Origin of the sequence: Caulobacter sp. SL161, from assembly GCF_026672375.1 — a bacterium.
In the GTDB taxonomy this organism is placed as follows: domain Bacteria; phylum Pseudomonadota; class Alphaproteobacteria; order Caulobacterales; family Caulobacteraceae; genus Caulobacter.
Map to the genome: position 1 here is coordinate 175,999 of NZ_JAPPRA010000001.1, position 14,618 is coordinate 190,616.

Genomic DNA, 14,618 nt, shown 5'->3' on the forward strand with positions numbered 1-14,618 from the left:
CCAGCCCCCGATCCGTAGCGCTTCCTCCCGGCGCTTGGCGCCCGAAATCGAGGGCCTATTGGGCGACCCAGCCGCCGTCGATCTGATAGGCCGCGCCGTTGGCCGAGGCGCCCAGGTCCGAGACCAGATACAGCAGCATGCCGTTCAGTTGCTCGAAGGTGACGAACTGCTTGGTCGGCTGGCTGGCCAGGATCACGTCCCTCATCACCGCCTCTTCGGAAATGCCGCGCGCCTTGGCCTGGTCGGCGATCTGGGCCTCGACCAGCGGCGTCTTCACAAAGCCCGGGCAGATGGCGTTGCAGGTGATCCCGTGCTGGGCCACCTCCAGGGCGACCGTCTTGGTCAGGCCCATGATCCCGTGCTTGGCCGCGACATAGGCGGACTTGAACGGCGAGGCCACCAGGCCGTGCGCCGAGGCCACGTTGACGATCCGGCCCCGCCCCTGCTCCTTCATGATCGGCACGGCCGCCTTGGTGGCATGGAAGGCCGAGGACAGGTTCACGGCGATGATCAGGTCCCACTTGTCGTCCGGGAAATCCTCGACCGGGGCCACGTGCTGCACGCCGGCGTTGTTGACCAGGATGTCCAGCTCGCCGAACTCGGCCTTGGCGGCCTTGACCATGTCGGCGATCTCGATGGGCCTGGTCATGTCGGCGCCGTGATACAGAACCTCCACGCCATGGGTCTCAGCCATCTCGGCGCGGGCGCGCTCGATGGCGTTCATTTCGCCCAGGCCATTCATGACGATGTTGCAGCCTTGCGCCGCGAGCGCGTCGGCCATGGCGTGGCCGATGCCGCTCGTGGAGCCGGTGACGATGGCGACCTGCCCCTGCAAACCGAAATCGACGGCCATGCGCGTTCCCTTGAAGTGCTACCCGATCATGTTGCGGCGCAGCATATAGCTCGCCCCTGCGAAGGGCGAGCGCTTATAAATTCATCGATAGATGAATTCAGGGCTGCGGGCGAGCGAAAACCCAGTCCGCATCGGTCGAAAGCGACGGCTGGAAGCGGTAGCCGTCGAGGTCGAAACCCTTGAGGCCTTCGGCGCGGTCGATGCGGTTGTCGATGACGTACCGCGCCATCCGCCCCCGCGCCTTCTTGGCGAAGAAGCCCAGGACGCGCAGTTCGCCGCCTTTATCTTCCTTGAAGTGGCAGGTGACGACCGGCAGCTTGAGAGCCTTGGCGTCGACCGCCCCGAAATACTCCTGGCTGGCCAGATTGACCAAGGTCGGATCGGTATGGCCTTCGGCCGCCTGGTTCAGCGTCTTGGAGATGGTTTCGCCCCAGAAGTCGTAGAGATTGGCGCCCTTCTTGGTCTTCAGGCGCGTGCCCATCTCAAGGCGATAGGGCTGCAGGGCGTCGAACGGGCGCAAGACGCCATAGAGGCCCGATAGGATCCGCAGGTGGTCCTGCGCCCACTCCAGGGCCGGGCGATCCAGCTCGCGCGCGTTCAGCCCCGCATAGACGTCGCCGTTGAACGCGATCACGGCCTGCAAGCCTTCCTCGACTTCGGGATCGAAGGCCTGGAAGCGCTCGCGGTTCAACGTCGCCAGCGCGTCGGAGATATGCATCAGGCGCTTAAGGTCGGCCGCCGTCAGTTTGCGGGTCACTTTCGCCAGCTCGGCGATCTGGGCTTTTAGCTCAGGCGTCGTGAGCGGCAGCACCGTCTGGGGCGCGGTGAAGTCCAGCGACTTGGCGGGCGAGATGACCATCAGCATGAGCGGGGAGATAGAGGCTTCCAGGGTCCGGCGCTAGGGCTGAGACCATTCACTTTCCAATGTGGAAAGTTTTCACTTGCCAATCTGGAAAGTGAAACCCATAACTTTCCGAACTGGAAAGTAAGGAGGTCGCCATGACCCGAGACGAAGACGCCCTGCGCATGCTGGCCGAGGTCCAGGCCGCCGGCGAAGACCTAGCCAGACGCGCCCGCGCGCCGGTCTGGTACCATCCGGCTCTGGGCCTGCTGATGGGCGGATTGATTGCGGTGCAGACCCAGCCACTATTGTTGGTGTTCGGCTACTATGCGCTCTTCGTGTTGGGTCTGTTGCTGCTGGTGCGGGCTTACAAGCGCCACACCGGCCTGTGGATCAACGGCTATCGCGCCGGACGCACGCGCTGGGTGGCCTTGATCATGGTCGCCCTCGTCGCCTTGGCCATGCTGCTAGCCGTGTGGCTGGTGCGCGAGCGAGGCCTGACGCTCGCGCCGCTGGTCTTCGGCGCGCTCGTGGCGGTGCTGGTCGCAATGGGCGGCCAAATCTGGCAAGCCGCCTTCCGCGCCGACCTGCGCGATGGACGCCCCCTGTGAGCGCTGAACTCGACCCCGTGATCCACGCCCCAAACCGCCTGCAGATGTGCTGCATGCTGGCGGCCGTCGACACCATCGACTTCGCCACGGTCCGCGAGGCGCTGGACGTTTCGGAGTCGGTGCTCAGCAAGCACGTGAAGACCCTGGAAGAAGCCGGCTACGTCAAGGTCAGGAAGGCCGCCTCAGACGGCCGGCAGCGGACCTGGCTGTCGCTCTCCAAGCCGGGGCGCGAGGCGCTGAAGGGCCACCTGGCCGCCCTCAAGGCGATGATGGCGGGGGTGCCGGAGGTCTAAAACAGCACCCTCGGATTCATGATCCTCTGGGGGTCCAGCGCCCCGCGGATCGCCCGCAGGGCCGCGACCTCGATCGGGTCCTTGTAGGTCAGGGCCTCGGCCGTCTTCATCGCGCCCAGGCCGTGCTCGGCGCTGATCGAGCCACCGAAGCCGGCGGTGATGTCGTGGACGATCTTGGCCCCGGCCTCGCGCTGCGCCTCGTGGGCGTCGCCGTCGCCGCCAACGGGCTGCAACACGTCGTAGTGGACATTGCCGTCGCCGACATGGCCGAAGGCGACGATGCGGGTTCCGGGGAAGCTCTTCTCGATCGCGGCGTTGGCCTGGCCGATAAAGTCGGGGATCTTCGAGACCGGCACGCTGACATCGTGTTTCCAGACCGCCCCTTCCGGCTTCTGGCCGGCGGAGTGACCCTCGCGGATGTGCCAGAAGGCCTTCATTTGCGTCTCGGTCTGCGCCACCGCCGCGTCGGCGATCAGGCCGCGCCCCAGGGCGCCGGCCAGCAGGCGCTCCAGCGCCGCCTCGGCCGCACCCGGTTCGCCGCTGGCGATCTCGATCAGCACATACCAGGGGTGCGCCTCGGGCAGCGGATCACGCAGGCCCGGCACGTTGCGGACGGTCAGCTCGAAACCAAGCCGCCCCATCAGCTCGAAGGCCTCGACCGCGCCGCCGGTCTCATCCTTCGCCCGCGCCAGAAGCTGGATGGCGTTCGCCGGCGAGGCCAGACCCACGATCGCCACGGCGCGTGAGGCCAGCGGCGCGTGCAGCTTCAGGCTGGCGGCGGTGACGATCCCCAGCGTGCCCTCGGCGCCGATCAGCAGCTGCTTGAGGTCATAGCCGGTGTTGTCCTTGCGCAGCCGCTTGAGGCCGTTCCAGATCTCGCCGTTGGGCAGCACCGCCTCGATGCCCAGCACCTGCTCGCGCATCATGCCGTAGCGCAGGACGGCCGTGCCGCCGGCGTTGGTCGAGATCAGGCCGCCGATCGTGCAGGAGCCTTCCGAGGCGACGCCGACCGTAAAGCGCCGGCCGACCTTGGCGGCCTGCTGGTGAGCTTCGTAAAGCGTGACGCCGGCTTCCAGCACCATGGCGTCGTCGATCGGGTCAACGTCGCGGATCGCCGTCAGCTTCTGGGTCGACAGCAGGATCTCGCCGCGCGGAATCTGACCGGCGACGAGGCCGGTGTTGCCGCCCTGCGGGGTGATCGCCACCCCCTCGGCAGCGCAGATCCCGACCACGGCGGCGACCTCGGCAGTCGAGCGCGGGGTGACCAGCAGCGGCGTCTCGCCTTGCCAGCGTCCGCGCCACTCCACGAGCTTGGGCGCGATCACATCCGGATCCTGGCTCCACCCGCCCTCGCCGAGCACGGCCTTGAGGCGGGAAACGACATCAGCGGGAACGGGCTTGGTCATGGCGCGGAGGATACGCTTTCGAGGGGGCGGCTGTCAGTATATACTGCGATCTATACGGAGGCGCTGATGGGCATCCTGATCAAGAACCCCGAGGCCGAGCGCGCCGTGCGCGAACTGGCTGCGCTGACCGGCGAGAGCCTGACCACGGCGATCGAGATCGCGGTCAAGGAACGACTGGCCGCGAAACGTGGGGAGCAGCCCCCCCGCCGACGTCGCAGTGTCGAAGAGATGAAGGCGATTACTCGAAAATATCTGACGCCCGAAGCGCGGGCCGGCCTGCTCCCGCCCATCACTAAGGCCGACTTCGACGAACTGTGGGAGATTCCCGGCGTCACCGATATTGACACGTGAGCACGCTCGTCATCGACACTTCGGCGCTGGTCGCCATCGCGCTCGAAGAGCCTGAGTGCGACGCCTTCATCGCCCTGTTGGAAGACGTGGATGATCTTCTGATCTCGCCGATGACCTACGTGGAGCTGGGCGTCGTTCTGGTCAGGCGGCGCTTTCTTCCTTCGCGCGAAAACATCGAAGCCTGGCTCACCGAACACCGCATTCGAACCGCTCAGCTAGCGACCATCGAGACAATCGCGCTCGACGCCTACCTGCAGTACGGCAAGGGCCGTCACGCCGCGCGACTGAACCTGGGCGACTGCTTCTCCTACGCCCTGGCGAAGGCGCTCGACGCGCCGCTGCTCTATAAGGGCGACGACTTCAGCCGCACCGACGTCCGCTCGGCGCTGGTCTAGAGCCGGTCTGGTTTAGACGGAACCATCTGAACCAGATAAAACGGCTATAAAATCAAACATTTAGAGCTCGCTCCAACGCTTTGGATGATTCCATCCAAAGCTAAAGGGCTCTAACCAATATAGCCCGCCGCGCGGCGCAGGCGGTCGTTGATCGCCTCGCCCAGTCCCTCCTCGGGAATCGGCGCCACCGCGATGGCGCTGGGCCGGATGCGGTCGGCCGCGCGCAGGAAGGCGAACAGATTGGCGGCCGCCTCGGCGAGGTCGCCGGTCGGGCTGAGATTGAAGACGCGCGGGCTTTCGGGCCAGGGGCCAAAGGCCAGATAGGCCTCGCCCGCCTCCGGCGCCTTGGCGTTGATCCGCACCGGCGCGTCGGGCGCGTAGTGCGCGGCCAGCCGCCCCGGCGAGCGCTTGGCGTCGTCCTGCGCCTCAGCCAGGCGGCCGACGATCTGCTGCAGTTGCACGCGCGTGACCGCGCCGGGCCGCAAGAGCCGGACCTCGCCCTCCAGCACCGAGACGACCGTCGATTCCAGGCCCACGGCGCACGGTCCGCCGTCCAGGCTGGCGGCGGCCTTGTCGCCGGTCTCGGCCATGGCGTCGTCATAGGTGGTGGGGCTGGGACGCCCCGAGCGATTGGCCGACGGCGCGACGACCGCGCCGCCGAAGGCGGCCAGCACGGCGCGCGAGAGGGGATGGCCCGGCACCCGGATGGCCACCGTGTCGAGGCCCGCCCGCGCCAGATCACAGACGGCCTGGGCGTCGCGGATCGGGGCCACGATGGTCAGAGGACCGGGCCAGAACTCGCGGGCCAGCGCATGGGCGCGGTCATCGAAGACGGCGATCTGTGCGGCGGTCTCCAGATCGGCGACATGGGCGATCAGCGGGTTGAAGCGCGGCCGGCCCTTGGCCTCGAAGATCGCCGCCACGGCGGAGGGATCGGCGGCGTTCGCGCCCAGGCCATAGACGGTCTCAGTGGGCAGGATCACCAGCCCCCCGGCGCGCAGCGCCTCGGCGGCGGCCTCTACTTCCGCTTGGCGGTCAGCTTGAAGCTGACCTTTACCTGCGCCGCGATCTCGTCCGTCGAAGCCCATTCACCCTGTCCCACGCCGAACGTCGTCCGGTCCAGGGTGGTTACACCGCTGGCGGTCGCCGTGTCGCCGTCGATCTTCAGGGAGAACGGCAGGCTGAGCGGCTTTTTCACGCCGCGCAGGTCCAGCGTCCCGTCGGCGACGTAGCGCCCCTCGCCGGTCTTGCGGAACCTGGTCGCCGTGAACACGGCCTTGGGGTGGTCGGCGGTGTCGAGGAAGTCCTCGCCGGTCAGGCTGGCGTCGCGCTGGGCGTCGCCGGTCTCGGCCGAGGCGAGGTCGACGCCGACCGTGACCTTTGAACGATCCAAGGCCTCGGGCGAGAAGAGGATCTCAGCGGTCCACCGTTGGAAGCGGCCCTCGATGGACGCGCCCGACCAGGTGGCGGTGAAACCGAGCGTGGCGCCCTTCTGAACGGTCCAGGCGACGGGGTCCTTGAGAGCGCTGACCGGCGGCGCGGCGTCCGCCTCGGGTGTGGCGGCCGGATCAGTGGTCGCGGCGGGCGCGGCGACAGGCTCGGCCGCCGGAGCCGCCTCGGCAGGCGCGGGAGGCGGGGCCGACGGCGCGGCGCTGGGCATGTAGAGATAACCGGCGGCCACGACCGCCGCGAAGCCGGCGGCGGCCAGCCACAGGCGCGGCTCCTTCCAGCCGGGCTTGGCGCCCGGCGCCATGTTCTGGAACACCGCGTCCTTGTCGAGAATCTGGTGCTTGGCCACCGCGCCCAGGTGCAGGGCCAGCAGCAGATAGGTGGTCTTGACCAGCACGCTATGACCGATCTCACCGATCTCATGCCACAGGTGCTTGGGACCGGCGGCCAACTCCGGAAGCAGCGGCAGGTGCGGCCAGGGAATCGCGCCGAACAGGAGGGTCGGCAGGTTCGTCCGGCTGGTCGAGACCAGGATCCAGCCCGTCAGCGGCAGGCCGATCATGATCACATAGAAGCCGATATGGACGACCTTGGACGCGGTCTGTTCCCAGCGGGGCTGACCGACCGGCGCCGGCGGGGCGGGATTGACCAGCCGCCAGCCCAGCCGCGCCAGACTGAGCAGCAGGATCGTGATCCCGATCGACTTGTGCAGTTGCATCAGGGCGAAGGTGGTCGGCCCCTTGGGACCGTCTTCCGCCCGCCAGCCGAGGATGATCTGGAAGATGATGGCCGCGGCGATCAGCCAATGCAGCACGATCGCCACCGTCGTGTAGCGCGTCCGGTTCTCGGCCATGCGACTCTCCCAGATCCCTTGGTGAGCTTAAGCTTACTTCTTGTCGAACTCGACTTCGATGCTCAGCGCGACCTCATCGCCGACCATCGGGATGTACTTGCTGACGCCGAAGTCCGAACGCTTGATCGTGGTCGAGGCCGAGAAGCCGGTCTTGACGCTGCCGGGGACGAAGCCCGAGCCGACGCCGTTGAAGGTCACGTCCAGCACGATCGGCTTGGTGACGCCGCGCAGGGTGAAGTCGCCATAGACCTTGCCGGTCTGGCCCGCGCCCGGCTCGACCTTGGTCGAGACGAAGGTGGCGGTCGGGAACTTGTTCGCTTCCAGCCAGCCATCGCCGGCCAGCTCTTTGTTGAATTTCAGGCCGAACGCGTCCGTGCCGGTGTCGATCGAGGCCGGATCGACGGTCACGTTGATCTTGGTGTCCTGCGGGGCCTTGGGGTCATAGCTGAACTCGGCGTCCACCTTGGTGAAGCGGAACTGATAGTTCGAGAAGCCCATGTGCTTGATCTTGCCCACGACCGAGGCGTGGGTCTTGTCGAGCACATAGCGGCCGGCCGGCACGTCGGCGGGCTTGGTCGAGCTGACGCCCGGCGCGGCCAGGGCGGCGGGAGAAGCCAGCAAGGCAATAGCGACGGCGCCATAGGCGACCTTGGACAGGGAGAAGTGACGGGACATGGGGAGGCGCTCCAGAGTGAATTAAAACAGCGCTAGTTGCAGTTCCCCGATCTAGGTACTCCAGCACGGCTTTGAAGGGCCCGATGTTCACGAGCGCGTGATAACGTACCCTCATGATATTCATTGATGAGGCGCCGGGCGCTTGGCGACCCCCAGCGCCCCGCTTAAACACGGCGCACGATCTGGAGTTTCTCCCATGACTTTCCGCGCGCCTGTTCGCGATCTTGCTTTCTCTCTGCGCCATGTCGCCGGCTTCGAGCGTCTGGCCGACGCCTTTCCCGAGGCAGACGCCGACACGGTTGCGGCGGTGCTGGAAGCGGCCGGCGCGTTCGCAAGCGACATCCTGGCGCCGCTGAACCGCCAGGGCGACCTGGTCGGCGCAAGACTCGAGAACGGCGTGGTTCGCACCGCGCCCGGCTTCGCCGACGCCTACCAGCAGTTCGCGCAAGGCGGCTGGACCAGCCTGGCCGCACCGGCCGAGCATGGCGGTCAGGGCCTGCCCAAGACGCTGGAGGTGGCCGTCCTCGAAATGGTCCAGGCGGCCAATATGGCCTTTGGCCTCTGCCCGATGCTGAGCCTGGGCGCCATCGAGGCCCTGGAGCTGTGCGGCTCGCCCGAACAGAGGGCCAAGTATCTGGGCAAGCTGGTCTCGGGCGAATGGACCGGCACCATGAACCTGACCGAGCCCCAGGCCGGCTCGGACCTGGCGGCCCTGACCACGATGGCCACGCCGGATGGCGACGGCGGTTGGCGGATCACCGGCCAGAAGATCTACATCACCTGGGGCGACCACGACGCCGCCGACAACATCGTCCACCTCGTTCTGGCGCGTACGCCCGACGCCCCGCCTGGGGTGAAGGGCATCTCGCTGTTCCTGGCCCCCAAGGTGCTGGTCGGCGACGACGGCAAGCCGGGGCAAGCCAACGCCCTGCGGGCCGGTAGCCTGGAGCACAAGCTGGGCATCCACGGCTCGCCCACCTGCGTGATGCTGTTCGAGGGGGCCAAGGCCGAGCTGGTCGGCGAGCTCGGACAGGGCCTGCCCAACATGTTCGTGATGATGAACGCCGCCCGCCTGCAGGTCGGGGCCCAAGGCGTCGCCATCGCCGAGCGGGCCTATCAGCAGGCCCTCGCCTTCAGCCAGGACCGCGCCCAGGGCCGTTCGGCCTGGACCGGCGCCTATCCCTCGCGCCTGTTCGACCATCCGGACGTGCGCCGCACGCTCGTTCTGATGAAGGCCCATATCGAGGCCGCGCGGGGAATCTGCCTGTCGACCGCCGTCGCCGCCGATCTGGCCCGCGCCGCGCCGGACGCGGCGACCCGCACGGCCGCCAAGCTGCGCGAGGAGCTGCTGACCCCGATCGCCAAGGCCTGGTCGACCGACATCGGCGTCTGGGTCGCCTCCCAGGGCCTGCAGATTCACGGCGGCATGGGCTTCATCGAAGAGACCGGTGCGGCCCAGCACTATCGTGACGCCCGTATCGCCCCGATCTACGAGGGCGCCAACGGCATCCAGGCCATCGACCTGGTCGGCCGCAAGCTGATGCTGGGCGAGGGGCAGGCCGTCGGCGACCTGATGGACGACATCCGCGACACCATCGACCTTCTGAAGGCCTCGGACCTGAAGAGCGTCGGCCTGCGCCTGGAGGCCGCGCTGGACGCCGCCGCCTCGGCGACCGCCTGGCTGATCGAACGCCGCGCCAAGGCCATGCCCGACGCGCTGTCGGGCGCGACGGCCTATCAGAAGCTGCTGGGCGATGTGGTCGGCGGCTGGATGCTGGCCAAGGGGGCCCTGGCGGCCGCCGGCGAGGCCGACGCAGCCTGGGCCGAAAGCAAGCGCGCCCTGGCCCGCGTGTTCGCCGAAGCCGTCCTGGCCCAGGTTCCCGGCGCGGCGGCCGGGGTCATGATCGGGGCGGCGGATTTCGAGGCGATGACCCCCGAGGTGCTGGGGGCTTAAGCGCCTCTCAAAGATAACGTCATCCCGCGCTTCATGCGCGGGATGACGGCGAGATGGGGGCAATCCCGCGCTCTGGAAAGCGCAGGATCGGCCGCGCTTACAGCTGTTCCAGCAGGTACTCGGCCGACGAGACCTTGAACTGGCCGGCGTCTTCGACGTGCAGCTGGGTGACGACGCCGTCCTTGGCGACCAGCGAATAGCGCTGCGAGCGCGCGCCCATGCCGAACTTGCTGCCGTCGAAATCCAGGCCGATGGCCTTGGTGAAGTCGCCGTTGCCGTCGGCGATCAGCAGGACCTCGCCGTCAATGCCTTGGTCCTTGCCCCAGGCCTTCATCACGAAGACGTCGTTGACCGAGACGCAGACGATCGAGTCCACGCCCTTGGCCTTCAGCTCGTCGGCCTTTTCCTTGAAGCCCGGCAGGTGCTTGGCCGAGCAGGTCGGGGTGAAGGCGCCGGGCACGGCGAACAGGGCGACGGCCTTGCCCTTGAAGATGTCGTCGGTGCTGATCGGCGCGGGCCCTTCAGCCGTGCTGGTCATGAAAGTCGCCGCCGGGAGCGTGTCGCCAACCTTGATCGCCATGGGCCTCTGTTCCTCGTGTGTGGGATGAATTGAGGCGACTCGAATAGACCCCCGCGCGGCGGCCGCCAAGCACGCTTTGATGAAGCATCCGACTTGAAACCGTCACAACGAACGCCAATGCTTGAGGTATGGCCAGCTTAATCGACGATGACGACGGCGAGTTCCTGATCGGCAGGCTGCTCGTCGCCATGCCCGGCATCGAGGATCCGCGCTTCGAGCGGACGGTGCTGTATCTGTGCGCTCATGACGAGGACGCAGCGATGGGCCTGGCGGTCAATCGCCCGGTCGAGGGCCTGACCGTGTTCGAGCTGCTCGATCGCCTGGGCGTACGCTCCGAGATCCAGGCGCCCAGCGATCTCGTGCTTCTGGGCGGCCCCCTGGAGCGCGAGCGCGGCTTTGTCTTGCATACTGACGACTTCAGCTCCCCGGACTCGACCCTGCCCGTCGCCGACGGCGTGGCCTTGACCGCGACTCGCGATGCGCTCGACGCCATGGCCAGCGCCATCAAGCGTCCGCGCAAGTCGCTGCTGGCGCTAGGCTACGCCGGCTGGGGACCGGGGCAGCTGGAGCAGGAGCTGCGCGACAATGTCTGGCTGATCTGCGACGCGGACGAGGGCCTGCTGTTCGACGAGGACCACGAGCACAAATGGACCCGGGCCCTGGCCAAGCTGGGGATCACGGCCGATCACCTGTCGGCGACGGCGGGCCGAGCCTAGGAAAATCCTCTCCCCGTGGGAGAGGGGTCGCCGAAAGGCGACGGAGAGGGCAAAGGCGGGGTCGGCGTTTAACCCCGCGCCTTCACCGGCGCGGCGCCGTCGACATAGGCCTCGTTCAGATAGACCTCGGCCTCCTGGGGCGACAGGGCCGGCGCATAGCCAAAGCCCTGGCCGTAGTCGCAGCCCAGCGATTGCAGCGCATGCGCCATCTCGGCGTTCTCGACCCCTTCGGCGACGACTTCCAGATCCAGATCCTGGCCCAGCTTGACCACCGAGCGAACGATCTTGGCCGAGCCGGCGTTATTGCCCATGGTGCGGACGAAGTAGCGGTCGATCTTCAGCGTGTCGAACGGCAGGCGCGTCAGGTACGACAGCGACGAGAAGCCGGTGCCGAAGTCGTCCAGCGCCAGACCCGCGCCGGCGTCGCGCAGCGTCTTCAGGATCACAGCGGCCCGCTCAGGGTCGCGCATGATGTCGCTTTCGGTGACTTCCAGCTTCAGGGCGCCGCGCGGGAGGCGATTGACGCGCAGGGTCTCGGCCACGTCGGCGACCAGGCCGGGCCGGTCGATCTCGCCGGTCGACAGGTTGACGCTGACGGTCAGGTTCCCCATCGCCGGGTGAGCGGCGCGCCAGGTCGACAGCTGCTGGGCGGCGGCGTGCATCATGTGCGCGCCGAGCTCGCTCATCAGCCCCATCTCTTCGATCAGCGGCAGGAACTCGTCGGGCGGCAGCAGGCCTCGGCGCGGGTGAATCCAGCGGGCCAGGGCCTCGAAGCCCGACAGGGCGCCGGTCGACAGGCGCACCACGGGCTGGAAGTAGGGGATGATCTCGCCACGGCCGATGGCGCCGCGCAGGTCGGCCTCCAGCGCCAGGCGCGACAGGCCGTCGGTCTCCATCGCCCGGCCATAGGCGGCCGCGCCGCCTCGGCCGGCGGCGGCCGCCGCCTCGACAGCCAGTTCGGCGCGGCGCAGCAGTTCGGCGGCGTCCGGCGCGTCCAAGCCGCCTTCGGCCGAGACCGCGCCGATCGACAGGGTCGGGTGAATATCAAAGCCGGCCACGCGCAGCGGCTGCTCCAGCGCGCTGCGCAGCACCTCGGAGGGTTCGTAGCCGAGCGGCTGGCAGAGAACGGCGAACTCGTCCTCGCCGATCCGGCCCAGGATCGACTGGGCCGGGAACGCCGCCGCCAGGCGCGAGCCCAGCGCCGCCAGGACCAGGTCCGCGCGCTCGTGACCCAGCGCCTCGTTAAGGCGACGCAGTCGGTCGAGGTCGGCGACGACCAACTGGTAGGTCCCCTCCTGCGCCAGGCGCTCGCGGGCGCGGGCTATGAAGCTGCGACGGTCCAGAAGTCCGGTCAGGTCGCAAAGCTCGGACGCGGAGAATTTCGTTTCGGGCGCCACGACGCCGGCGGCGCGCACTCCCTCTTCCAGCCAGACGCCGCGCCAGAGGCAGGTCTCGCCGCCGCGCACGCGGAAGCGGGCGACGACTTCGCTGCCCGGTTCACGCGGCTTCAGGACCTCTTCGGCCTGGGCGCGGTCCTGCGGTAAGGCCAGGGCGCGGAAGGCGGCCGACGAGCATTCAGGCGCCAGCGGCCCAAGGCCCAAGGCGCGCGCCGCGCCGTTCAGACGCAACCTGTCGGTCTCGGGCTCCCAGATCCACAGGGCGACGTCCGCCGCGCCCAGCGCCTCAAGCGTGGCCGTCGCGTCCCAGATTCGTCGTTCGCCTGTCCGAAAAGACATACCCGTCCTGACCGTTTCGGCGAAAGCCGTGGCGCTACTCGGGCGCCACCAAGCCGAACAGACGATGATCTCGCCAAGCGCCGTTAATTTTCAAATAAGCGTGGGCATATCCCTCCTCGGAAAACCCGCATTTCGCGAGCAACGCGGCCGAGGCGTGGTTTTCCGGCATGCATGCGGCCTCCAGGCGGTGGAGACCAAGCCCGTGAAAGGCGAAACGGATCAAGGTTTCGACGGCGTCGGCCATATGCCCCTGGCGGACATGGGGCTCGCCCAGCCAGTAGCCGATGGTTCCCGTCAGCGACACACCGCGCCGTACGTGAAACAGCCGGATCGCGCCCAGCAGCGCGTTGTCCTCGCGCCGGAAGATGAAGAACGGATAGGCCTCGCCAAGCTCCAGCTCGCGGGCATAGGCGGCCAGCCGCGCCCGGAACGCCGCGCGGCTGAGATCGTGCTCCGGCCAGGTCGGCTCCCAGGGTTCGAGAAAGGCGCGCGACTGGCTGCGGAGCGCCGCCCAAGGCGCGTAGTCCCGCTGCATCGGCGGCCTCAGATAGACCGCACGACCCTGCAACTGCAGGCGGGGACGAGGACTCAGAAACGACAGCAAAACAGACACGCAGCCATCTTCGACCGTCAGGCCGCCGAGAACAACGCCTTGTCGAAGACTTCGCCGGCCTTGAGCGCCGACTTCGCGCCCAGCACGGCCGTCGCGGCGCGGCCGGCCGACAATAGGCGCTGGCCCAGACGGGCGACGTCCTGTGCCGTCACGGCGTCGACTTCCCGCGCCAGTTCGGCGGGCGGATAGAGACGGTCAAACAGCAGCACCTGCCCGGCCCCCTGCTCAGCGCGCGACAGCGGCTGCTCGCGGGCCATGAACATGTGCGCCTTCAGCTGCGCCTTGGCGCGGGCCAGTTCCGCCTCTTCGATCCGGTCGGCCAGCTTGATCAGTTCGTCGGCGCAGACCTTGGCGGTCTCGACCGCGTCGCTCGCCGCGCAGCCGGCATAGATCCCCAGCGCGCCGTGGTCGGCATAGGTGTCGGCATAGGCGTCGATGTTGTAGGCCAGACCCCGCTTCTCGCGGGCTTCCTGGAAGAGGCGGGAGGACATGCCGCCGCCCAGGCATTCGGCAAAGATCCGCAGGGCGAAATAGTCGTCCTCCCGCGCGCCGCAGGCGGGCAGCATGAAGACCAGATGCGCCTGTTCGAGCTTGCGCGCCTCGGCCTGCGGGCCGCCGACAAAGGCGGCGGACTGCGTCAGCCCGACGCCCGGCGTCGCCGGCAGATCGCCGAACGCCCGCTCGGCGGCGGCCATCAGCTCGGCCTCCTCGACCGCGCCGGTGGCGGCGATCACCAGGCGATCGGCCGCGTAGAGATCCCCGCGCCAGTCTGACAGCGCCTCGACGCTGGCGGCGTTGACGGTCTCGTCTGATCCGAGGATCGGGCGTCCGACGGGATGGTCGCCCCAGCTGGCCCGCTGGATCAGGTCGAAGACATAGTCGTCCGGCGCGTCGGCGGCCTCGGCGATCTCCTGGGCGACGACCTGCTTCTCGCGCGTCAGATCGGCGGGATCCAGCGTCGGGCGGCGCACCAGGTCGGCGATGACGTCCATGCCAAGGTCCAGGCCGCCCTTCAGCGCCCGGACCTGGAAGCTGGTGCGCTCATAGCCCGTGGCGGCGTTGATCGACCCGCCCTGGTTCTCGATCACCTCGACGATGTCACGGGCCGAGCGTGAGCCGGCGCCCTTGAACACCATGTGTTCCAGAAGGTGCGACCAGCCCGAGCGCGCCGGATCCTCATAGGCCGCGCCCCGGCCCGCCACGACGGACAGGGCCAGGGTTTCGAGGCCGGGCATCGGGTCGCAGACGACGCGGACGCCGTTCTTCAGGGTGCGCAAGGAAGCGGTCATGAG

At 68.1% G+C, this 14,618-nt stretch carries 16 protein-coding genes; 6 read left to right on the top strand and 10 right to left on the bottom strand.

The window, feature by feature from the left end:
- Positions 1–55: 55 nt before the first annotated feature.
- Entirely contained in the window at positions 56–853 is a 798-nt protein-coding gene (locus OVA11_RS00965) for a 3-hydroxybutyrate dehydrogenase (protein ID WP_268065626.1), read from the bottom strand.
- Between the two features lie 97 nt (positions 854–950).
- The gene (gene yaaA / locus OVA11_RS00970) at positions 951–1,718 is read right to left on the bottom strand and encodes a peroxide stress protein YaaA (RefSeq protein ID WP_268065627.1); all 768 of its coding nucleotides are present in this window, start codon (positions 1,716–1,718) and stop codon (positions 951–953) included.
- 134 nt (positions 1,719–1,852) lie between these two features.
- Between yaaA and OVA11_RS00975 the strand changes: the two genes are divergently transcribed.
- Together OVA11_RS00975 and OVA11_RS00980 are read left to right on the top strand one after the other, a co-directional pair.
- The gene (locus OVA11_RS00975) at positions 1,853–2,305 is read left to right on the top strand and encodes a hypothetical protein (protein ID WP_268065628.1); all 453 of its coding nucleotides are present in this window, start codon (positions 1,853–1,855) and stop codon (positions 2,303–2,305) included.
- Entirely contained in the window at positions 2,302–2,598 is a 297-nt protein-coding gene (locus OVA11_RS00980) for a transcriptional regulator (RefSeq protein WP_268065629.1), read from the top strand. The genes OVA11_RS00975 and OVA11_RS00980 overlap by 4 nt, the downstream gene beginning before the upstream one ends.
- Here the strand turns inward: OVA11_RS00980 and OVA11_RS00985 are convergent.
- Entirely contained in the window at positions 2,595–4,004 is a 1,410-nt protein-coding gene (locus OVA11_RS00985; protein ID WP_268065630.1) for an FAD-binding oxidoreductase, read from the bottom strand. The genes OVA11_RS00980 and OVA11_RS00985 overlap by 4 nt on opposite strands.
- Positions 4,005–4,070: 66 nt before the next feature.
- Here OVA11_RS00985 and OVA11_RS00990 point away from each other — a divergent pair, with 66 nt between their 5' ends.
- Complete coding sequence (locus tag OVA11_RS00990; protein ID WP_268065631.1) at positions 4,071–4,355, top strand: type II toxin-antitoxin system VapB family antitoxin; 285 nt, start codon at positions 4,071–4,073, stop codon at positions 4,353–4,355.
- On the top strand, positions 4,352–4,750 hold the full coding sequence (locus OVA11_RS00995) for a type II toxin-antitoxin system VapC family toxin (RefSeq protein ID WP_268065632.1): 399 nt from the start codon (positions 4,352–4,354) through the stop codon (positions 4,748–4,750). The genes OVA11_RS00990 and OVA11_RS00995 overlap by 4 nt, the downstream gene beginning before the upstream one ends.
- A gap of 110 nt (positions 4,751–4,860) precedes the next feature.
- On the opposite strand, the gene OVA11_RS01000 is transcribed toward OVA11_RS00995, so the two are convergent.
- From OVA11_RS01000 to OVA11_RS01010, 3 genes are read right to left on the bottom strand one after another with little or no spacing between them, the layout of a single operon-like run.
- The gene (locus tag OVA11_RS01000; RefSeq protein ID WP_268065633.1) at positions 4,861–5,838 is read right to left on the bottom strand and encodes an L-threonylcarbamoyladenylate synthase; all 978 of its coding nucleotides are present in this window, start codon (positions 5,836–5,838) and stop codon (positions 4,861–4,863) included.
- Positions 5,769–7,052 carry a YceI family protein gene (locus OVA11_RS01005; RefSeq protein ID WP_268065634.1) on the bottom strand — a complete coding sequence of 428 codons (1,284 nt, stop codon included), beginning with the start codon at positions 7,050–7,052 and terminating at the stop codon, positions 5,769–5,771. Before OVA11_RS01005 ends, OVA11_RS01000 begins: the two co-directional genes overlap by 70 nt.
- Before the next feature lie 33 nt (positions 7,053–7,085).
- Complete coding sequence (locus tag OVA11_RS01010) at positions 7,086–7,727, bottom strand: YceI family protein (protein ID WP_268065635.1); 642 nt, start codon at positions 7,725–7,727, stop codon at positions 7,086–7,088.
- Between the two features lie 142 nt (positions 7,728–7,869).
- Between OVA11_RS01010 and OVA11_RS01015 the strand changes: the two genes are divergently transcribed.
- On the top strand, positions 7,870–9,681 hold the full coding sequence (locus OVA11_RS01015; protein ID WP_268065636.1) for an acyl-CoA dehydrogenase: 1,812 nt from the start codon (positions 7,870–7,872) through the stop codon (positions 9,679–9,681).
- A 97-nt stretch (positions 9,682–9,778) separates the two neighbouring features.
- Here the strand turns inward: OVA11_RS01015 and OVA11_RS01020 are convergent, their stop codons facing one another.
- Positions 9,779–10,261 carry a peroxiredoxin gene (locus tag OVA11_RS01020; protein ID WP_268065637.1) on the bottom strand — a complete coding sequence of 161 codons (483 nt, stop codon included), beginning with the start codon at positions 10,259–10,261 and terminating at the stop codon, positions 9,779–9,781.
- Between the two features lie 128 nt (positions 10,262–10,389).
- Here OVA11_RS01020 and OVA11_RS01025 point away from each other — a divergent pair, with 128 nt between their 5' ends.
- Positions 10,390–10,977: a YqgE/AlgH family protein gene (locus tag OVA11_RS01025; RefSeq protein ID WP_268065638.1), complete on the top strand. Its 588-nt coding sequence runs from the start codon at positions 10,390–10,392 to the stop codon at positions 10,975–10,977.
- 68 nt (positions 10,978–11,045) lie between these two features.
- Here OVA11_RS01025 and OVA11_RS01030 read toward each other — a convergent pair whose 3' ends face one another.
- Genes OVA11_RS01030 through OVA11_RS01040 form a run of 3 tightly spaced genes read right to left on the bottom strand, consistent with a single transcriptional unit; the run spans position 11,046 to position 14,615 of the window.
- Positions 11,046–12,713 (bottom strand): putative bifunctional diguanylate cyclase/phosphodiesterase, encoded by a 1,668-nt coding sequence (locus tag OVA11_RS01030; protein WP_268065639.1) that lies wholly within the window; start codon positions 12,711–12,713, stop codon positions 11,046–11,048.
- Positions 12,714–12,747: 34 nt separating this feature from the next.
- The gene (locus tag OVA11_RS01035; protein WP_268065640.1) at positions 12,748–13,326 is read right to left on the bottom strand and encodes a GNAT family N-acetyltransferase; all 579 of its coding nucleotides are present in this window, start codon (positions 13,324–13,326) and stop codon (positions 12,748–12,750) included.
- Between the two features lie 17 nt (positions 13,327–13,343).
- Entirely contained in the window at positions 13,344–14,615 is a 1,272-nt protein-coding gene (locus tag OVA11_RS01040; protein WP_268065641.1) for a M16 family metallopeptidase, read from the bottom strand.
- Between the last annotated feature and the right edge of the window lie 3 nt (positions 14,616–14,618).